A 20,053-nucleotide genomic window follows, 5' to 3' on the forward strand; every position below is an offset into this window, starting at 1 on the left:
TCCATATAATATTTTTCCGCATCATATAGATAATAAGAATTATTTACAATAACCGGGCCCGGCTCCTTCCAGAGAGCCGGGCCCGGTTTAACCCATTGGTATTACAACGGATGAGTCTGCGCTTCAACGGCGGCCAAAGCGACCATATTGACGATACGGCGTACAGAAGCAATTGGCGTCAGAATATGTACCGGTTTTGCAACGCCCATCAGTACCGGGCCAACGGTAACCCCTTCAGAACTGGTGACACGTAGCAGGTTATAACTGATACGGGCGGATTCCATATTTGGCATAATCAACAGATTTGCCGCCCCCTTAAGTGGGCTATCCGGCATGATGTCACGGCGAATACTTTCAACCAACGCTGCATCACCATGCATTTCACCATCAATTTCAAGTGAAGGTGACATCTTATTGACCAATTCCAGCGTTCGACGCATTTTCTGGGCTGAAAGACAATCCGCCGAACCAAAACTTGAATGAGAAAGCAACGCAACTTTTGGTTCAATACCAAAACGGCGAACACTTTCTGCGGCCATGAGAGTAATCTCAGCCAGCTGTTCAGGTGTTGGATCATTATTGACATAAGTATCAGCGATAAAAGTATTACCACTTGGCAAGAGTAATGCGTTCATTGCACCCGCAGTATGAACCCCATCACGGAAGCCAAAGACATTTTTCACCACATCATAATGTTCACTGTAACTGCCCACAGTGCCACAAATCAGGCCATCAGCTTCCCCACGCAGCACCATAATTGCCCCAATCAAAGTTGGATTACCAATGACTGCACGGCGCGCCTGTTCCGCAGAAACACCACGACGTTTCATGATCTGATAATATTCTTGCCAATATTTTTTGAAGCGCGGATCGTTCTCATTATTAACGACTTCAAAATCTTTACCCGCTTCAATATGCAGACCCAGTTTCTGGATACGCCTTTCGATAACACTTGGGCGGCCAATCAGGATCGGGTAAGCCAATCCAAGAGAGATCAGCTCTTGAGTCGCATGTAATACACGCACTTCTTCCCCTTCTGCCAAAACAATCCGTTTTTCCGTTTTTTTGGCCTGAGAAAAAATAGGTTTCATAAACAAGTTTGTTTTATAGACAAACTCATTCAGTTTCTCTATATACGCACTAAAATCTTCAATCGGGCGGGTTGCCACGCCAGAATCCATTGCAGCTTTAGCCACTGCCGGGGCAATTTTAACAATTAGGCGTGGATCAAATGGCTTGGGAATAATATATTCTGGGCCAAAAAACAGATCCTGATCATTATAGGCAGAAGCCACTTCTTCACTCTGCTCGGCCATCGCCAAATCAGCAATAGCGTGAACACAAGCCAGTTTCATCTCTTCATTGATAGTTGTCGCACCCACATCCAGCGCGCCACGGAAAATGAATGGGAAACAGAGAACATTATTAACCTGATTAGGATAATCAGAACGACCAGTGCAAATGATAGCATCAGGGCGAACTTCTTTAGCCAGTGGTGGCAGAATCTCTGGCTCAGGATTTGCCAACGCCATGATGAGGGGATCTTTCGCCATGGTTTTCACCATGTCCTGAGTCAATACACCCGGCCCGGAACATCCAAGGAAAATATCCGCACCAGGAATAGCATCACCTAATGTACGGCTGCCATTGTCTTCTATCGCATAGGCTGCTTTAGTTTCTTCCATATTTTCATCGCGGCCACGATAAATAACCCCTTTAGAGTCACATACCACGATATTTTCACGTTTTAATCCAAGCGCAACCAGCAAATTCATACAGGCAATTGATGCAGCACCTGCACCAGAAACCACCAGACGAACATCTGAAATCTCTTTTTTCATAATCCGCAAGCCATTCAGCACAGCCGCGGTACAAATAATCGCGGTGCCATGCTGGTCATCATGGAATACCGGAATGTTCATTTTTTCCCGGAGTTTTTTCTCAATATAAAAACATTCCGGTGCTTTGATATCTTCGAGGTTAATTCCCCCAAAAGTCGGCTCCAGTGCCGCAATAATATCAATTAATTTATCAGGATCAGACTCATCAACTTCGATATCAAATACATCAATACCGGAGAACTTTTTAAACAGTACGCCTTTTCCCTCCATCACTGGCTTACCTGCCAGTGCACCAATATTCCCCAACCCTAAAACCGCAGTACCATTAGAAATCACAGCCACAAGATTGCCACGCGCAGTATATTTGTAAGCCGCTAATGGATCTTCTGCAATTTCCAGACAAGGCGCGGCAACACCCGGTGAATAAGCTAAGGCCAAATCCCGCTGAGTTGTCAGAGGCTTAGTTGGAGTAATTGTGATTTTCCCTGGTTGTGGAAACTGGTGAAAATCCAATGCACTCTGTTTTAATTTTTCATCCATCGTCGGATCCTTTATATACATTATCTGGAGTAAGAACGGGACCAGTATAATGGGTACTGTGTGCTAAATCATAACATTGACAGCATTTTACCCATAAATCAGCACTTTTTTGCTCACAAAAAACACGACTGAATTTATCTATCAATACCACCGACTGAGTATGGGAACATCAATAAATAAACATTATAATTTATATAATATTATTTGAGTTATAATAACTATGAAAATTATAACCAATAAAAACCCTCAATATAAATTCAATTAAAATAAATTTTATAAAAGAAAACAAATTTAATAAATATATTTATAACAAATTGATTTACAATATTATTTTACACTTCAATGTTATATTTTTTTACTGAAAATCACTCATCTTCTTTTTTTACTTATCAAACTAATTTGCGCTATTTATATTTTTATATCAGGATGTGCTTTCTGGACTTACAGAGCTATCAATTCTGTAAATCAATCGATTTTGAGTAAATTTTTTCACAGTAATTTAATTTAGGGCAGACCCATTCATTACTGCCTTTTAATCGTGCATTTCGTGGCTTTAATCTTTTAGGGAGAAGGAAAATGTATAACCATTCAGTGATGATAGTTGATGACCACCCTCTCATTCGCCATGGCTTGAAACAGATTGTAGAGCTCGATCGAGCGCTTACCGTAACAGCAGAAGCTGATAATGGTGAAGAAGCAATAAATATTGCATGCAAACTGAAACCTGATGTCATTATGATAGATCTCAATATGAATGGTCTTTCTGGCGTGGATACGATTAAATCTATTCGTAGAAAAGGGATCAACTCTTATGTACTGGTATTATCTGTTTCAGATGACCGGAATGATGTTTACGCAGCCATTGACGCAGGCGCCAATGGCTATTTATTGAAAGACAGTGATTTAGATTCGCTATTAAGCAGTATTCGTCACGCAGCCCGAGGGCAAACTGTCTTTAGTGAAAAAATATATCAACATCTGGCTAACCGCCATAAACATGTTGATCCTTTATCTGAATTGACCAAGCGTGAATTAGATGTCTTAAAAGAAGTTTCCAGTGGCATGACCAATAAGGAAGTTGCTGATGTCCTCTTTATTTCCGAAGAAACGGTGAAAGTACACATCAGAAACTTGTTAAAAAAACTAAACGTACGTTCCCGCCTGGCTGCAACAATTATGTATCTGCAACACAGGAAAAATGGCGTAGCTTAATGTTTTTCCTGAGCCGCCCTCTTGGGTTTATTGCCGGAGGTCGGCTCTTATCGCTATGATGACAGGCCGATAAGAATTACGTTCCCCCCTTTTGATATCCCAGATAATAAAAATCAGGACATCATCTAGAAAAAGCAGGTATTTTCCAGCATTATATTTAGGTATTTAAATTCTTTTTTTCAAGGATCTCTTAATTATGTCGGATAAATCTTATCAGCCTGTTTTTACTCTCTACGGGATCAAGAATTGTGACACTATGAAGAAAGCCCGTCATTGGCTGGAAGAGCAGGAAATCGCTTACCTGTTTCACGATTATCGTGTGGATGGATTAGATGCCGCGCTTTTGCAGTCATTTATTGATAAACTTGGCTGGGAACCATTAATTAACACCCGTGGTACAACCTGGCGTAAATTGAGTGATAACCAACGCGCGACAATCAATAATGCTGATGCGGCGAAAGCGTTGATGTTGGAACAACCGGCTATTATCAAGCGTCCACTGTTAATTTCTGCAAAAGGTGACTACCTGCTGGGTTATAAGGCAGATGAATATCAGCAATTTTTTGCTGAGGCTCTCTGAAAATGACTTGTCCTGTAATTGAGCTTGCGCAACAACTGATAAAACGCCCCTCTGTCAGCCCGGATGATAAAGGTTGCCAGGATATTATGATTGCCCGTCTGCAAGCCATTGGCTTCACCATTGAACGGATGCCTTTCGGCGACACAAACAATTTCTGGGCTTATCGCGGCACAGGCCCGACGCTAGCCTTTGCCGGGCATACTGATGTTGTCCCTGCGGGTGACGAATCTCAATGGGAGCACCCCCCTTTTGAGCCGACTATCCGTAATGGCATGTTATATGGCCGGGGCGCGGCAGATATGAAAGGCTCGCTGGCTGCCATGATTGTCGCGGCTGAACGCTTTGTTGCCAATCACCCCAACCACAATGGTCGCCTGGCCTTTCTTATTACCTCAGATGAAGAAGCACAAGCCATCCATGGCACAGTTAAAGTGGTTGAAACCTTGATGTCCCGTAATGAACAGCTGGATTATTGTCTGATTGGTGAGCCGTCCAGTCAGCACCACTTGGGCGATACGGTGAAAAATGGCCGGCGCGGCTCCCTGACAGCGAATCTGACTGTACAGGGTATTCAAGGCCACGTTGCCTATCCGCATTTGGCTGATAACCCAATCCACCGGGCCCTGCCGGCCTTACAAGAGCTGGCCAATACCCAGTGGGACAAAGGAAATGAATTTTTCCCGGCAACCAGTATGCAAATCGCCAATATTCATGCTGGAACAGGCAGTCATAACGTGATCCCTGGGAATTTACAGGTTCAATTCAATTTTCGTTTCAGTACGGAACTGACCGATAGCCAAATCCGTGAGCGGGTTGAGACAATCCTGAAAAATCACGATCTGAATTACTCAATTGAATGGATATTGCCAGGCCAGCCTTTCCTGACCGCCAAAGGCGAGTTAGTCAATGCCGTCGTACAGGCAATAGACCATTACTGCGGCTATAAGCCTGAATTATCTACCAGTGGCGGCACATCAGATGGGCGGTTTATTGCTCAGATGGGCGCTCAGGTTATCGAACTGGGGCCACTCAACGCAACAATTCATAAAGTTAATGAATCCGTCAGTGCCGCCGATCTGCAACAACTCAGCCGAATTTATCAGCGCGTTATGGAGCAACTCATCCAATGATAACTGCAAATATGTTAACCGGACTGGCGACCGGGCACTTAATTGCTCTCTCTGGTAATCACCGATTACAACCAGAAGCAGCAAAATCTTTTCTTTCCATGCAGCAAGCAGCCGCAAATGCAGGAATGAATCTGCAACCTGCCAGCACATTCCGTGATTTCCAGCGTCAACAGACTATTTGGAATGGCAAATTCCGTGGCGAACACCCGGTATTGGATGAAAACAGCCAACCAATGGATATCACCCAATTAACAGAAGGAGAACTTTGTCAGGCTATTCTCCGCTGGTCGGCCCTGCCCGGTGCCAGCCGCCATCATTGGGGAACTGACCTGGATATTTATGATCCAACGATGCTGCCGGAAAACCAGAAATTACAGCTGGAACCCTGGGAGTATGAAAATGGCGGTTACTTTGAATCACTGGCACATTGGTTAACAGAGAATATGGCCCATTTCGGTTTTTATCGCCCTTTTGTCGGTAAGCGTGATGGTGTCGCTTATGAGCCGTGGCATATCAGTTACCGGCCACTATCCGGGCAATTAGAAAAATTGCTGACTAAACAGATGTTACTGGATGTATGGCAACAGCATGATATCGCAGGTATTGGCTGGTTATCAGCTAACTTGCTTTATATATTTGAGAATTACCTCAGTAGTTCGCAGGAGATGACCCAATGCAATGGTTAGCTAATTATTGGTGGATTATTTTAGTCTTATTGGTTGGCGTTCTTCTCAATGCCATTAAAGAATTACGCCGCCTGGACGTTAAAAAATTTCTGGATAATAAACCAGAGCTTCCTCCTCACCGGGATTTTAATGACAAGTGGGATGATAAAGACGACTGGCCTCAGAAAAAGCAGTAGTCCATTCTTGCCAATGCATAGCCAATTTCTTGTCGAGACTTGCCAACGCCTGTGCGGTTTCTTGCCGCCAGAGTAATATTAATGCCTTATATCCGCTTAATTTCAACTCAGTAACACACTGCTCAATACTCCTCTCCTGCTGGAGATAATTTCTCAATGCGGGCAACAGCAAATCACTGTTCAGTAACAATCGTTGCAAAGCCGGTAGTGAAGCAGAAAATGGCCGGTGAGCAAATGCAAAACCTGCAAGCGTCTGCCAATCACTCTGATTGAGGTGGTGGTCAGTTTGGTAATCCACAGGCAAGCTGAATCCAATCTGTGATTCCAGCCAATGTGCATCACGGGCAAGCTGTTGTTGTGCCTGGATACAAAGTGCCATCCCCTGTTCACTCAATGGAAAAATCGCCATTGCGGTATAACAACCGCTACTGGCTTCCAAATGGGTTCCCATACGTACCAGTTGGAAACCACATTTTTGCCATAATGCCCACAGTTCAGTGGTATAACCAAAGCTGACAGAAATAAAATCTATTCCCTGCCCTTCTGCCCTTGCCCGCTGAAACGCGATCATTCCCTGAGCAATACCCTGTCTGCGGTTATTAGCCTGTACGGCAACCCGGCTAATCCGTTGAGATTTCAGGACTGCCGCCTGAGGTAAACCACTATGGGCCGCTAACGATTGAGCGACCAAATTTCCTCTGGGGCGACGCCTGCCAGCCCATACTTCATGTGCCAGCTCAGGCGACAATCCACCTTCGTCAACCATCCACAAAGCACCTGTCAAGGTCTTATCTCCAAGCGCTGCGATAAACTGCATTCCTTTGGCGTCAAGTAGACGCCGTAAATCCAAAGGTGAAGTTTTATAATGAGCGCTGGTTAATATGCCGTAAAACTGTTTCAGCAATTCAGGCTGCTTAATCCATTGCTGCTGATAATATACGTGATGACGGATCGCCTTATCAGAATTGTTTGCCGGAACAGCATCCTCAAACAATAAAGCGTTTTCCAGCCAGTTCTCCAGAGGATCATTCTCAGCCCAACGTACAGGCGCTGTCAGATTCAAAATATGACAATCAGGAATTTCAGCACAAAATTTAAGTAAAAATCCCCGCCCTGTACCTTCATATCCTTGCACAGTTGTCGTTAATAATACCCGGGGGAAATAGCTGATCAACTCAAATAACTGAGGCATTGGAATCGCTGCGGCTTCATCGATAAGCAACCAATCAATATCTGACACACGATTTTGTCTGCAATATTTCAGCAAATTATCTACTGCCCAAAATTGCCCTTTTTCACCCGAATAACCTCTGATGATTTCAGTCGTTGCTTTTGCCGGCGCCGTCAGCCAGCAATTATTCCCTTGCCATTGCTGCATCAACATACCTGCAAGCGTCGATTTACCTCGCCCTCTAGGCGCCGTAATTACCCATACCCCCTGATTTGCCCGCAAAAGTTGCACTAAAATGGCATGCTGGCTAATGGTCGGATTGCCATCAGGCAATTGCCACTCGCTGTATTGCGGAAATTCAGGCAGGTGAAGAAAAGTATTTTGCCGCCATAACAAAACTTGAGGATCGTTCATAAGTCGCCGCTGAATATGCTGAATAAAGTGCGGAGTTGGGATAGCGTCTAATTGTTCATTCCAACGCATGCTGTCCTTATCTGGTTGATAACACCATTGATACCACGATGGAACCATCATTACCAACCAACTTCCGGCCTTCAATGTACCCGCTAATATCGCCAGCGCTTCCGCATTAAAACCCTCGGTAGCATCAAATATTCCGTGCAGATATTCCTGACCTAATAAGCTGACCGCTTTTGCTGGCTGCACGGCTTTCTCTTTGCGATAAGAAATCCATAACCAATCACCGGCAAATCTCTGCTGTAGCTCATTAGCCTGTTGATAACACCAATCATGATCTCCACTCAACACTAGCAAGCGACGTAATCCTTGCCGCTGCATCTCCGCTTGTGTCGCACCCAGTTCTGCCAACATAACGACTACGATTTACCAATCAGCAATGACAAAATCCCGGCAGCAATCAATGGCCCCACTGGAACACCTTTAAACAAGGCAACACCCAGTACGGTTCCCACCAGTAAACCCGCAACAGTAGAAGGCTGATTAGACATCAACGAAACACCGCGGCTACCCAGCCAAGAGACTAATACCCCTATGGCTATCGCCAGTAACGATTTCCAATTCATAAATGAATGAAGAACCGCTTGCGCAGTAATTTTGCCGCTGGCAATGGGCGCCATCACCCCCACAGTCAAAATAAGTACACCAATAGTCAACCCATATTTCTCCACCCAAGGGAAAAACTGATTTAGTGGTGTTACACGGATAACCAGCAAGAATAACATTGCAAGAGTGACGGTCATGTTGTGGCTGATGATACCCAGCGCCGCCAACACCAGCAGCACAAGTAAAGTTGAATCAAGATAGCTCATAGACTTCAATACCCTAATAGCAGCCTCATCTCATCAGGCCAGGGCAATTTTTCCTTATATCACAGAAATGGCTGATATTTTCCTACTAATTCAAACAATTAACAAGTTTATGATGGAAATATTTTTTCTTTACAAAAGACTCTCGGCAAATAATATTCCTAAATTAATTGAGTGATTAAAGGGCTATTATTGCCAAAAAATTGCAAAAAATAGTCTTGCATGCCATAAACAAAATCCTCTTGTGAGGCTAAAATAATCAAAATGACTTTCTATATAGAAATATTTCAGCTTAGATAGCATATAATACTTCAACGATAAAATGATTATTTCAATACCTTTAGCGATAGTCACGCACTATTTATTTTACCCTCCGTTAGAAATACCTCCTTATTTTGTGAGCAATCTCTAAATACGTGTTTTTTTAACAGCTCATACTTAGCCTAAACACTCAAAATAAAAATTTAATTAACCAATTCATTGCAAAATAAATTAATACTGATAATAGTAAATATCATCTGACCTTTAATCCAACAGGGAGTAAATTATGCCATGCTTTCCTAGCGGATATTGGGAACAATATCCGAATACTGCCACCGTGATCACAACATATACTTGCAATGCCGCTTGCAAAGAATGTTGTTTTGAATGTAATCCCTCAGTGAAAGCACGTCTGAACCTGGATGAAATTAAGCAATTTATTTCACACTCAAAGGCCAATTTCCCAGGGCTAAAGTTAATCGTTTTCAGTGGTGGCGAGTGTTTCCTGTTAGGTAAAGATCTGATTGAAGCGATTCGTTTCGCCTCAGATCACGGCTTATTAACTCGCTGCGTGACTAACGGCTACTGGGGAAAAAACAGAGAAAAGGCGCAAAGAATCGCCCAAGATTTAACCGATGCCGGCATCACAGAAATAAACATCAGCACCGGGAAAGATCACAGTGAATGGATACCCATCGACAGTGTAGTTGCGGCGGCAGAAGCGTTAGCCGGGCAAAATATTACAACACTGATTACCGTGGAACAGGATACCGCTGATTCCGCCATTGCGACACAAATCACACAGCATCCGATCATCAAGCGCCTCAAAGCACAAAACAAAGTTAACTTACAACGCAACACATGGATGCCGTTCTATGACACCAGTGAAAAACGAAAAGACGTTCCAAACCGGGATGAACAGCTGGCAAAAGGGTGCGATCAAGTCTTTGAAAATATCGTACTGACACCACACGGTGAAATCTCCGCCTGCTGTGGGCTGACATTAGAGCATATCCCTGAGATGAAACTAGGTCGATTACAGGGAGGCGATTTATCCCAGCTATTCAAGGGACAGGAAGAAGACTTTATGAAAGTATGGTTGCGAACAGAAGGGCCGTACAAAATTCTAAAAAAATATCGTCCACATGATAGCAACATTAATCTGGCAAAAATCGTTCATCCCTGCCAAGCCTGTGCCCATCTGCATAAAGACGAAGGAATACGCCGAAATTTATTAGATAATTATCATAGGGAAATTATTCCGGTGATGAAGAAATTTAATGCCAAAGAAAGGCTGGATTTGATCTACTATTCAGCAGAAAAAAATGCCATTAACTTAACGAAGGAGTAATGACGAAGCGATGTAGGTTTATTAGCATAGCCGCGGGAGCAGACGTTGACAGAATTGAATCCAGGCCTTAACGTTATGCTAATCAATATCGCCATGATCACTATTTTCCGGCTATGTGATTTTTATTGAATGAGGTGGTAATCAAGGAAAACAAATACTTTTTTCTCCTTTAGGAATATTTTCACCTGCTGTTTTGTGAACAGGCTCCAAATAAGCAAATTTTGTAATAAGATATATTTAGTCTAAACTCTCAAAATAAAAATTTAATCAGCTAACATATTGCAAAATGGAACCATCCAGCTAATAGTTAGTATCGTCTGCCCTTTAATAGAGAGCATAGGGTAAATTACCCTATGCTTCACCACTGAACATTAGGAATAATATCGAAATATTGTTACAGCAATCACAATATACACTTACAATAAATATCGTTAGTAAGAAATATTAGTCAGATAATTATTATACGAAATTATTTCAACAACGAAGAAATTTAATAAGAAAAAGTTAGCACTCATCTTATAGTACCCAGTAAAAAAAGAATTCCGTCAACTTAGAAAGGAACAAATCATGAAAAGACGTACATTTATTGGCGTAGCAGCCGGAGCAGCTATTGGCAGTGTCATACCAACCGTTAATGCCAGTGCTGATAGCAATCGACTCTTTGGCGTGCCACGTTCATTGCTCTCTCCAGGAGAGGTTGAAGAAAATAAACTGAGGCTATCGATGTCAAACGCAAAGCTCCCGGTTGAAGTTTGGGAAGAGATCATCACCTATAACCGATTTTGGGAAACAATAAAACAGCATCCCAACTTAGCATTAGAATACAGGGAATCACCGGAAAAAGTTCTGGCTGAATTCAACATAGACAAAAATATTGTCAGCCCCGGTTCAGCAGAGGAATTACTATTGTTCATCACTTATGATAAGGATTTGATGAACGCAGTGAAAGCCAATGATTATGAAGAATTATTTTCCCGACTGAAAGCCTATGGTTTAAACGAAAGAGGTTCAAGCCTAAGAAGCCGGATCAACCACCATCTTAATCAAGACGCCAGCCTTGTTGCACATTTTAAAGAACATATCGAATCCTACCAACTTCAAGATACAAACAGTCCTCCCCTTATCAGGTTAAAGGAAATTCTGGAACCTTTGAACAATGAAGACGATACCAATATCGAAATTGCCCGTCTTGTCGTAGGGGCAAACGTGGTTGCTGCGGTTAATGTGGCTGTCGGTACCAGAGTCGTCGCGGCTGTGAATGCAGCGGCGGCAGTAAATGTAGCAGCCTATTTGAGCCTGGCAGTGCAAGTCGCCGTCACTGTATGTATGGCAAATTATTTACCCAAAATCGATCACAGTGACCTTTCAACCGGCACGGCTTCGCTTCATCTTGCCAGGCTCTATAACAACCAAAAGATGGTGGACACCCTGGTCACAGAAGCTATCCGCAGGGAAATCACCGCTTGCCTGTTTGCCGCGCAAAAATGTGGTTATATCAATCTGCCGGCGACACGCGAAGAGCGTAAAGAAGTGATTCATCTTTTTACCGAATTATCTTTAGGAATGGCGGCAGCATGAGCAATATCGTGGGATTGAATCCAGACTTCAAAGTCATATTAATGAACGTCGCCATGTTCATCCTGATCGCCCTGGTTTTTCTGCCTGTACCATATTGGCTTAATAGCAGTAACCCAAATAAGCTGGCAGCAAGCATTACGACAACTCTCTTCGTGGTCATTGCCTTATTTGTGGGCTATCAACTTCTAGCAAATAAGGCGGTTGTCAAGAAAGATAAATTATTGATGAAGTCCGGAGTATATTCACACGAATGGACTATTTCCTCATTGCGCCGGGAAGAAAGCGTTTCCCTGGAAGATTTTCATCGCAGCAATGGTATACATATTATCCATTATTCGTCGGGATATTATCACAAGAAACGAAATAAATATTTCATTCTACGAGTAAGTAAACGCCCTTTAATATGCTTTAGTGCAGAAGGCAATATTGGATTATGTATAGATGAATCTGTTTTCGAAAAAATAAAGGGCGAACTACGAGATAAAATATAACGTGGAGCAGCAAGATAATGGAATATAGCGACAATTATTGGCCTTTGAACTATACACAGCTTCGTTTAGCTATTGCTAATACTGTTGCTGACGATAAGTCTGTCTTCAATGTCGGCGAATTCGTCAGCTTCAATGACAATATTAATCTGGAAAGATTGGAACAAGCTATTGTGACCATTCATAGCTTCAATGATGGTTTTTCCTTACGTTACCGTATTTCTGAGCACAATATTTTTCAGGAGAAGTGCTTTGCACCGATCGAAGTTATATCAATAAAACTGTCAGATCCAGCGGCAGAACAAGCGGCAAAAGCTGATTTTGACAAGAGAACAACGAAACCACTGGCCCCTGAAAATGGTGTGACGATCAGGCATTATCTTTATTTTAATGATGCTGGGTGCTGCTTTTGGGGAATTATCGCTCATCATGTCGCCACAGATTATTGGGGCATAGGCCAGTTGATTCACGATGTTTTGTCCTGCTATGAACAACAACTATTTCACCTAACATCAGAACCTGTTTTTACCTACCAAGCTTATCTTAACGATGTTAAATATAAAGCAAGCGCACATTATGCCAACGACAAAAACTATTGGAATAATTACCTCAACCAACTTCCCAAATTAGAGGATTACGCAGGAAAACGCTTGTTTCCCTCGAAAGCAATTAAAGTGATCCGACCGCTTGCCGCAAACAACGATGGTTTTACCTTTAATGATAAATTAATGATGATACTGGCCTTATGCCTGCAAATGACTAAACGAGGCCGTTTATCAACAAGTATCATTAACTTACCTTTCTCTAACCGACGTGACAAAGCAGAATACCGTTATTACCGCCCGGCGATGAATACCTTACCTCTTATGGTTTCTTTATCACCAGAAACAACGATAAAACAAATCCTCACGGAAATGCAGTCGCAAATTAGTCTGCATAGCAGGCATAGCCGTATTGATATAAGTGATTTGAATGATAGCGCGATAAATCGGGCAGATAAATTAACCGCTGTCCCTTATGTTAATTTACTGCATGAGATTGAACATGATATTATGAAAAATAACCGCGCTATTCGCGGTTGTATGACTTCCGGCGCAGTAAATGATTATGGAATTAATATCCGGTTTTCTTTTGACGGAAAGTCAGCATTAATTGAATTGGACGCAGGAAGCCGCTTGTACAGTACTTTTGCCGCTGATGCTCTGATTGATGATTATTTATGTATCTATAATGTCATTACAGAAAATATCAATGAAACTGTCGGGACATATTGGGAAAAATATAAAAAAATTAAACTAAAGGACAACATAATATCTGACATGGAAACTCCAGAGAATATTGTCGTTAACCTCCCCATCAAAGAAAACATTATTTCCCGAATAGCACAAATCGCCACAATATCGCCGGATAAAAAAGCAGTAATTTGTGGAAATCAAACCATAACAAACTCCACACATTATCTTAATTACCATGAACTTTATGATAAATTATTAGCTTTCAGACAGCTGCTATTATCCTATCCGCTGCAAAACCGAAGGGTAGCAGTGTTATTGCCCAGAGGAATAGAATCCTTATTGTCTATATTAGCAATCCATACTGCGGGATTATGCTTTATTCCAATCAATATGACATTCGGACGAGGAGAAATCAGTAATATATTGCGAAGGTTAAATATTTCTTTATTAATAACTTCTCATTACTATTATGAGAAAGTGAACAATATTAATAATACGAATATTTTCTTTATTGAAGATATGAACACTTTCCCTTCAGGAATATCTCTGGAAAATGACATAAAATTCCCCTCGACCAAAGAGGACGAAGCCTATATCTTTTTTACATCAGGCACCACTGGAATACCGAAAGCGGTACCGATAACTTTCAAGGGGCTTTATGCTTATTTAGCCGCTATGACAGCCCGATATGGTATTCAACAAGATGACGTTATTCTTAATTTCAGTACCCCGGTTTTTGATGCCTATATTGAGGAGGTATTTGGATGTTTTTATCAGGGAGCTACGCTGGCAATAGCCAGTGATCATATGATTGTTGAGCTTGATTCATTGTTTTCATTTTGCCATGCACAATCGGTAACTGTCGTTAACTTTCCTACGAATTATTGGCATCAAATTGTCTTTTTCCTGCATACAGCGATTAAAGAATTGTCACCGACCATCAGAATGACAATCATCGGTGGCGATCTGGCAATGGATAAAGCAATCCACCATTGGTTGGAAAAAGTAGGATGCGGAATTTCTCTAATTAACTCTTATGGCCCAACAGAATGTTGTGTTGTCGCAAGCTGTCACAATATAGATGATGAGTTCCAACCCGGTAATATTATTGGTAAAGCGCTGGCAAATAGTTCTATTGTCATTCGGGAATATGGAACTGATAATATCATCAGCGACAGCAGTGGGGAAATATGTATTCGTGGGGATTCTATCTGTACCGAATATATTAACGATAATCAATCAACCTTGAGTAAATTCTTACAGTTGAACGATGGGGAAATTTATTATTTAACAGGAGACCGTGGGTTTTACGATGCCCAGGGAAATTTAAATTTCGTTGGCCGGCTGGACAAAAAACATAAAGTTGACGGAAAACGTGTCGATCTAGCAGAAATGCAAAAAATACTTACAGCGGCAACTAATATTGATGGAATTCATTTAACGATAAAAGAGAATGACACCGGGTATCAGTATATCAATATACTTATCCCTCATGGCTCATACTCAATTGCACGTCACGAAATCGTCTCATTCCTGCGTGGATGTTATCCAAAATTACAGGTGCCTTTTATTGTCGAATCAGCATTAACCAACTATTCCTCTCCTGTGACAAAGTTGAATAAAGAAGATAATATTTCGCAGATTAAAGGGGAAAAACGCGAAATATTTTTTACATTGTGGCGCGAGATCTTTGGCGATAGCGATGGAGTTGTTGATGAAGATACGAATTTCTTTGATGCAGGTGGTACTTCGCTTAAAGCATTATTGCTCATTAATAAGATCCAGCAATGTTTTGATTGTTCTATCCGCCTGGAAGATTTCTATCAATCCCCCAGATTGGGTTATTTATTGCAATCTGTCATTCAACAGGGGCAGATGCCGGTTCTAACCCACAAAAATAGCACCTGCCTGACAGAACAACACGACCAATATTATTGGATAATCGATACTATTTCGAATCATTCAGGTGCCCATAATATCCCGTTATATTATCATCTGGTCGGTGATATTGATTTAAAGAAATTACGCCATGCTTTGCTGTATACCATGCAATGTTTCCCTGCTCTCTGCCAAAGAGTCACCATGACAGATGGGCAACTCTCTTTAACCCTCTCATCTGCAACCGAAGAAAATTTGCCCTTCGAATATATCGATCTGACTCATACTACCGGTATCAATATTGAGATTTCATTGCGCAAGATCTTAAATGATATGGCATTCAAGCCGATGTCATTACAGGACAACCCACCGGTATGTTTTAAGTTGTTGAAAATAGCAGAGCATAAGCATTACTTTTTGTTAAATTTCCATCATGCATTTTGTGATGGAATGTCGATTGCTCATGTATTACAACAATTATCCTTAGCTTATACAGATAATGCACCGAGAATTGCCGCAACGACAGCAACAAAAGTTACCGTAATTAATCAGCGTATGTCGGACGAAACATTAAATTTTTGGACAGAAAAATTACTCAACGTACTTTCTGTTGCCGGACAACGAGATATTACATCAAGGGCTAATATTCGGGTTCGTGGCCGACGCTATTCGATGCCGTTGTCTCCTCAATTATTGACCACGCTGTCCTGCGTGCAAAAGAAACACTCGGTGACTCTGGAACATATCGTGATTGGGGCATTTCTGATGACCATCAGATCATTACTCAATAAAGATGAACTTATCCTAGGTATCCCTTGCGCCAACCGTGTTCCTCCTGTGCCATTCGAGGGTGTCGGCAGCTTTGCAACAACATTGCTACTGCCCTATGTTACTGCGGAAACCTCATTAATTAACGTATCCAAGTATGTCCGTGATTTCCTGACGGATGCAAATACCCATTCAAATATCTCACTGGCGTATTTGAAACAACACCTTCACCACCAGCACGGCATGCAGTTGCCGGAAGTCGCTTATTACTTCTCTTCTCAAATAGGATTCTCCACCGATTTGTATCTTGGTGAAACCCATTGCACAAAAGAAAAAATCAAGGGGCTCAAACCTAAAGGTGATATCGCACTCGAACTGGTAAATTCATCAACCGGGATGGGCTTAGAGTGGCTCTACGACGACGATATTTTCTCTGAGGATATCCTCAGCAACATGGGGCTGTTTTTACTTGATTTATTGGATTGCATGAGCGTTGAACATAACTTAATGCCTGACGATGCGGAATTATAACAACGACTAAGATGGATGCTGATTGTGCTGGTTAAAAAAAAGAAATGGGTAGTTATCATTACCGCCATGATCGTTTTTCTTGCCGTGATTTATAACAAATTCAATCGGCAAGAAACGCCTGCGGTCATAACAGAACAAATCATCACCGGAACCTTGGGTTATATTATCACGACAGTAGGCGCTGCCGGTGTTATACAACCGACCAGCCAGCAATTGCTGGATGAAGCCACTTTCGGCGTGAAGAAAAGTCAGACAAGAATTAAAAGCCTCAAAGCTGATATCAAGCAAAATGAACATATTTTGCGTAATGAAGAAGTCAGCCTCAGTTATGCCCAAATCTATTCACCTATTGCCGGCGTAGTGACCGCAATCCATGTTGATCCAAGGCAAACCCTGAATGTTAATCAACAAACACCCGTTCTCATGCAGATTGCCGATCTCAAGAATATGACTGTTTATGCAAAAGTTTCCGAGGCAGATATTAACCAAACCGTACTGGGGCAAAAGGCCTCCTTTAGGACCTATGGGACAAATCGGCATATATGGCACGATAATGTTAAGAAGAGTTTCAGAATATTATCGTTATTTTATATTGCTGTTGGTTTCTCTTTTTATTCCTTTTTATTGGCTTCCCTCTCGGCATGCTTCATCACAGTGGTGTTTGGTGTCTATCCATCACATCGCGCAGCCGCATCTGCACCGATCGAAGGGATCAGGGAATTGTAGCTTGTTTTGTTTAATGCAATTTTGGAGACACAATGGAAAATCAGCTTTTATATGAAATTCTACACCGTGAAATCATGGCTCTTCATCCGGAAACGGTGGAAATACCGGCAGATGAAAATCTTTTTGATATTGGTTTCGACTCGATAAAAATGCTGATGCTGGTTGATCGGCTAAAGTATGCAGGGTATCCAGTCAAATTTGCGGATTTGGTCCGGTGGCCGACAATAAATGACTGGGTCAATTTGATGGCAAAAGATTAATGTCACAGCCTGTCGTTTCATGATGAGTGGTGGCTGATCCATGCAGCAAGATCTGCAATCACCTGCGCCGGGATCTGCCCTGGTTGCAGATAATCCTCGCCACCAGCACATCCTGTCATGGGCAACAAAATATGATTTAATCCCGTGTAGAGTTTGAACTCCACCTGTTTATTGCTTTTCAATGCGGTTTTCCACATTGTGAAGTCAATATCATGCGGAACCTGAAAATCCTGATCGCCCTGAGCGAAGAATAGAGGCATTGCGGGCAAGCGGGTTAAGCAGGTAAATGCGTGGTAATCCTTAAGCTGCTTGAGATAGCTATCTGGCACTGCAAGGAAATCTGCAAGGGATGTGGTGTTTTTCCCGCTGGTATCTGGGCTGGTGGTACATTCCGGGGACAAATTAGCATCTTGTAACTGGGATAAAATCACCTGAAATAAACTACGAAAAGGCGTAGCCAGCATCGCAATACCCATAATATTTCTGCCTGATCTTTGCCGCAAATTCTTTGCAATTAGCGGGCTGACATATCCGCCGAAACTATGCCCGACAAGGAATACGGGCACATTATAGAATTCAGCATGTTCCATCAGACCAGCTAAAATATTGCAGGCATCATCAATAACCTCTGTGTTGAGATCGATAGCCTCAGAGTCGGTATTCCCCTGACAGGCGCGATAGTAACGTTTGTCAAAACGCACACTGGCGATACCATGTTGGCTTAACTCATGTGCCAACATACGAAACAGTGGATTAGGCCCAATATCATAATCCATCGAATGCGGGCCAGAACCCGCAACCAATAGTACAAGCGCTGTAGTATTTCGGGAGGATGGCAAACACACCAAGCCGTCAGGAACATTTTCAAAATTAAACGCCCTTAGTGTTTTTTCGGTGAAGATACCTGATTTTTCATGCACATCGGGTAACGGACACAGAGCCAGCATAAGCGAGCTAATTAGCTGATCTTTCAGCCCAATATAAAGGTTGAACTTTCCATTCAAGGTATTTAGTCGCAGATGACAAGCATCTTCCTGCCGGGAGATAATATCAATATCTGAGTGACACAAGCTGTCCACCAGAGCAGTTAAGGTCAGGTCATCAGCCGTCATACGCAATGGCTCACTCATCAATTCCCTGGCCCTTTCCCACTGCTCATCAAGCAACGTAGCTATCAATACCTGTATTTCCCCATCCAATGAGGCAATTAAGTTCTTAACAAGCATGTCTTTTCTCAAATAACAGCGCAGTTTGCTTTTCTATACCAATTTTTACCTGACCATATTTACTTAGAATTCATTTAGCTCCGCTTCATATTAATGCTATCTTAGATTAATAATCGTGATAATAACTATCTAGCTCAGGAGGAACAAATTCCAACTTCAAGGTATTAACTATCTTCTCCTGATTTTCAGCAGAAATAACCAAATCCTTCATGCATTTATCAAAATAAGCTTGATTATTATTCAGCATGTGAATGGCAGAATCGTAAGCTTTATCCACTGTAATACCATATGCAGAGCGCGCTTTATTCCAAGCTTCAACGGGGATGCATCCCCATTCGGACTGCATCATGCTCAGATCGATGAGATCTTTACTCTGCGAAGCTTTATCAAGACCACGATCAGCGTTAGCCAAGAGTTTAGCTGCCAATAAATCTACTTTACCCAGCGTTGGCACACCGAGAATACGGGTGCCAAACGAAAGATCCAGGCGGGATTCACTAACAAATTCAAGTCTAATAGGAACACCATCAACATTGATGCGTCCTCTAACACCATATTGATCTTTTTTAATCTCTCCAATGGTGGGCACAGGTGATGTAAAAAGTGGGGAAAAGTCTGTCCCATAAAGGGCTGAACGAAGCTTACTGTAACCTTCACGTGAAGAACACAAAAAATCAATATCGACCGATTCCCTATATTCAGAAAGCATCATAACTATTGCAGTACCGCCTGCAAAATAGCAATCTGCGTCATTAAGAAATCCATGTGATAAAGAACTTAATACTTTCGCAATACGGTTATGATGCTCAAGACGAAAATTAGACATTCAAAAAACCATGCCCCTGTTCATGGATGAGTCGTTCAATCAGCTGACGCTCTTGAGGTTCAAGCTTATCTTCTTCGACATATTTCCAATTGCGTTCGTAAAATGCAAGCGCATCACGATCAGTTAGCTCAGTATCCTCAGCCAGATACCAGGCACAATTTTTCATTTGTGGATAATCAGCGATTTTTACCATAACAACCTCTCTTTTCATATTTACAATATAGCAGAGTAAACTTCCAACTCAACCATATTGCAAATGCTCACATATTCACCGCAGTAGCCGCCACGAAGTGATCTCTCAGA

Annotated in this window: 17 protein-coding genes; 11 read left to right on the plus strand and 6 right to left on the minus strand. The window is 42.1% G+C overall.

Going from position 1 to position 20,053, the window contains the following annotated elements:
- Positions 1-101: 101 nt before the first annotated feature.
- Entirely contained in the window at positions 102-2,381 is a 2,280-nt protein-coding gene (gene maeB, locus C5470_RS05865) for an NADP-dependent oxaloacetate-decarboxylating malate dehydrogenase (protein ID WP_166286741.1), read from the minus strand.
- Between the two features lie 576 nt (positions 2,382-2,957).
- Here maeB and C5470_RS05870 point away from each other — a divergent pair.
- From C5470_RS05870 to C5470_RS05890, 5 genes are all read left to right on the plus strand, one after another.
- A complete protein-coding gene (locus tag C5470_RS05870) occupies positions 2,958-3,593 on the plus strand; it encodes a response regulator (RefSeq protein ID WP_011146941.1) in 636 nt (211 codons plus the stop codon).
- Positions 3,594-3,789: 196 nt separating this feature from the next.
- Positions 3,790-4,173: an ArsC family reductase gene (locus C5470_RS05875; protein WP_166286743.1), complete on the plus strand. Its 384-nt coding sequence runs from the start codon at positions 3,790-3,792 to the stop codon at positions 4,171-4,173.
- A gap of 2 nt (positions 4,174-4,175) precedes the next feature.
- Entirely contained in the window at positions 4,176-5,303 is a 1,128-nt protein-coding gene (gene dapE / locus C5470_RS05880) for a succinyl-diaminopimelate desuccinylase (RefSeq protein WP_166286745.1), read from the plus strand.
- Complete coding sequence (locus C5470_RS05885; RefSeq protein ID WP_166286747.1) at positions 5,300-5,989, plus strand: M15 family metallopeptidase; 690 nt, start codon at positions 5,300-5,302, stop codon at positions 5,987-5,989. Before dapE ends, C5470_RS05885 begins: the two co-directional genes overlap by 4 nt.
- Entirely contained in the window at positions 5,977-6,165 is a 189-nt protein-coding gene (locus C5470_RS05890; RefSeq protein WP_166286749.1) for a YpfN family protein, read from the plus strand. The genes C5470_RS05885 and C5470_RS05890 overlap by 13 nt, the downstream gene beginning before the upstream one ends.
- Here C5470_RS05890 and C5470_RS05895 read toward each other — a convergent pair.
- Both C5470_RS05895 and C5470_RS05900 read right to left on the minus strand, forming a co-directional pair.
- Positions 6,116-8,167, minus strand: a complete 2,052-nt coding sequence (locus C5470_RS05895) for a tRNA(Met) cytidine acetyltransferase TmcA (RefSeq protein WP_166286751.1) — start codon at positions 8,165-8,167, stop codon at positions 6,116-6,118. The two genes, C5470_RS05890 and C5470_RS05895, sit on opposite strands and share 50 nt — an antisense overlap.
- Before the next feature lie 5 nt (positions 8,168-8,172).
- On the minus strand, positions 8,173-8,625 hold the full coding sequence (locus C5470_RS05900) for a DUF441 domain-containing protein (protein WP_166286753.1): 453 nt from the start codon (positions 8,623-8,625) through the stop codon (positions 8,173-8,175).
- Between the two features lie 544 nt (positions 8,626-9,169).
- Between C5470_RS05900 and C5470_RS05905 the strand changes: the two genes are divergently transcribed.
- The 6 genes from C5470_RS05905 to C5470_RS05935 all read left to right on the plus strand — a co-directional run bounded on the left by C5470_RS05905 (position 9,170) and on the right by C5470_RS05935 (position 17,698).
- Complete coding sequence (locus C5470_RS05905) at positions 9,170-10,234, plus strand: radical SAM protein (RefSeq protein ID WP_166286755.1); 1,065 nt, start codon at positions 9,170-9,172, stop codon at positions 10,232-10,234.
- Between the two features lie 567 nt (positions 10,235-10,801).
- Entirely contained in the window at positions 10,802-11,812 is a 1,011-nt protein-coding gene (locus C5470_RS05910) for a hypothetical protein (RefSeq protein ID WP_166286757.1), read from the plus strand.
- Positions 11,809-12,303, plus strand: coding sequence for a hypothetical protein (locus C5470_RS05915; protein ID WP_166286760.1), 495 nt, complete (start codon positions 11,809-11,811; stop codon positions 12,301-12,303). The genes C5470_RS05910 and C5470_RS05915 overlap by 4 nt, the downstream gene beginning before the upstream one ends.
- 17 nt (positions 12,304-12,320) lie before the next feature.
- Positions 12,321-16,712 (plus strand): condensation domain-containing protein, encoded by a 4,392-nt coding sequence (locus C5470_RS05920; RefSeq protein WP_166286762.1) that lies wholly within the window; start codon positions 12,321-12,323, stop codon positions 16,710-16,712.
- 24 nt (positions 16,713-16,736) lie between these two features.
- Positions 16,737-17,438, plus strand: a complete 702-nt coding sequence (locus tag C5470_RS05925) for an efflux RND transporter periplasmic adaptor subunit (protein WP_339916032.1) — start codon at positions 16,737-16,739, stop codon at positions 17,436-17,438.
- Between the two features lie 32 nt (positions 17,439-17,470).
- Entirely contained in the window at positions 17,471-17,698 is a 228-nt protein-coding gene (locus tag C5470_RS05935; RefSeq protein ID WP_166286764.1) for a phosphopantetheine-binding protein, read from the plus strand.
- A 17-nt stretch (positions 17,699-17,715) separates the two neighbouring features.
- Here C5470_RS05935 and C5470_RS05940 read toward each other — a convergent pair whose 3' ends face one another.
- From C5470_RS05940 to C5470_RS05950, 3 genes are all read right to left on the minus strand, one after another.
- On the minus strand, positions 17,716-18,924 hold the full coding sequence (locus tag C5470_RS05940) for an alpha/beta hydrolase (protein WP_166286766.1): 1,209 nt from the start codon (positions 18,922-18,924) through the stop codon (positions 17,716-17,718).
- A 106-nt stretch (positions 18,925-19,030) separates the two neighbouring features.
- Entirely contained in the window at positions 19,031-19,750 is a 720-nt protein-coding gene (locus tag C5470_RS05945) for a nucleotidyl transferase AbiEii/AbiGii toxin family protein (RefSeq protein ID WP_051477447.1), read from the minus strand.
- Positions 19,743-19,943 (minus strand): hypothetical protein, encoded by a 201-nt coding sequence (locus C5470_RS05950; RefSeq protein ID WP_036849600.1) that lies wholly within the window; start codon positions 19,941-19,943, stop codon positions 19,743-19,745. Before C5470_RS05950 ends, C5470_RS05945 begins: the two co-directional genes overlap by 8 nt.
- Positions 19,944-20,053: the final 110 nt, after the last annotated feature.

The organism is Photorhabdus stackebrandtii (assembly GCF_011189495.1).
GTDB lineage: Bacteria > Pseudomonadota > Gammaproteobacteria > Enterobacterales > Enterobacteriaceae > Photorhabdus > Photorhabdus khanii.

Bases quoted from the DNA above. Each gene is read 5' to 3' on its own strand.
- C5470_RS05950 (WP_036849600.1), bottom strand. From the start codon at position 19,943: ATGGTAAAAATCGCTGATTATCCACAAATGAAAAATTGTGCCTGGTAT.
- C5470_RS05870 (WP_011146941.1), top strand. From the start codon at position 2,958: ATGTATAACCATTCAGTGATGATAGTTGATGACCACCCTCTCATTCGC.
- C5470_RS05945 (WP_051477447.1), bottom strand. From the start codon at position 19,750: ATGTCTAATTTTCGTCTTGAGCATCATAACCGTATTGCGAAAGTATTA.
- C5470_RS05910 (WP_166286757.1), top strand. From the start codon at position 10,802: ATGAAAAGACGTACATTTATTGGCGTAGCAGCCGGAGCAGCTATTGGC.
- C5470_RS05890 (WP_166286749.1), top strand. From the start codon at position 5,977: ATGCAATGGTTAGCTAATTATTGGTGGATTATTTTAGTCTTATTGGTT.
- C5470_RS05900 (WP_166286753.1), bottom strand. From the start codon at position 8,625: ATGAGCTATCTTGATTCAACTTTACTTGTGCTGCTGGTGTTGGCGGCG.
- C5470_RS05940 (WP_166286766.1), bottom strand. From the start codon at position 18,924: ATGCTTGTTAAGAACTTAATTGCCTCATTGGATGGGGAAATACAGGTA.
- dapE (WP_166286745.1), top strand. From the start codon at position 4,176: ATGACTTGTCCTGTAATTGAGCTTGCGCAACAACTGATAAAACGCCCC.
- C5470_RS05905 (WP_166286755.1), top strand. From the start codon at position 9,170: ATGCCATGCTTTCCTAGCGGATATTGGGAACAATATCCGAATACTGCC.
- C5470_RS05895 (WP_166286751.1), bottom strand. From the start codon at position 8,167: ATGTTGGCAGAACTGGGTGCGACACAAGCGGAGATGCAGCGGCAAGGA.
- C5470_RS05920 (WP_166286762.1), top strand. From the start codon at position 12,321: ATGGAATATAGCGACAATTATTGGCCTTTGAACTATACACAGCTTCGT.
- maeB (WP_166286741.1), bottom strand. From the start codon at position 2,381: ATGGATGAAAAATTAAAACAGAGTGCATTGGATTTTCACCAGTTTCCA.
- C5470_RS05885 (WP_166286747.1), top strand. From the start codon at position 5,300: ATGATAACTGCAAATATGTTAACCGGACTGGCGACCGGGCACTTAATT.
- C5470_RS05935 (WP_166286764.1), top strand. From the start codon at position 17,471: ATGGAAAATCAGCTTTTATATGAAATTCTACACCGTGAAATCATGGCT.
- C5470_RS05875 (WP_166286743.1), top strand. From the start codon at position 3,790: ATGTCGGATAAATCTTATCAGCCTGTTTTTACTCTCTACGGGATCAAG.
- C5470_RS05915 (WP_166286760.1), top strand. From the start codon at position 11,809: ATGAGCAATATCGTGGGATTGAATCCAGACTTCAAAGTCATATTAATG.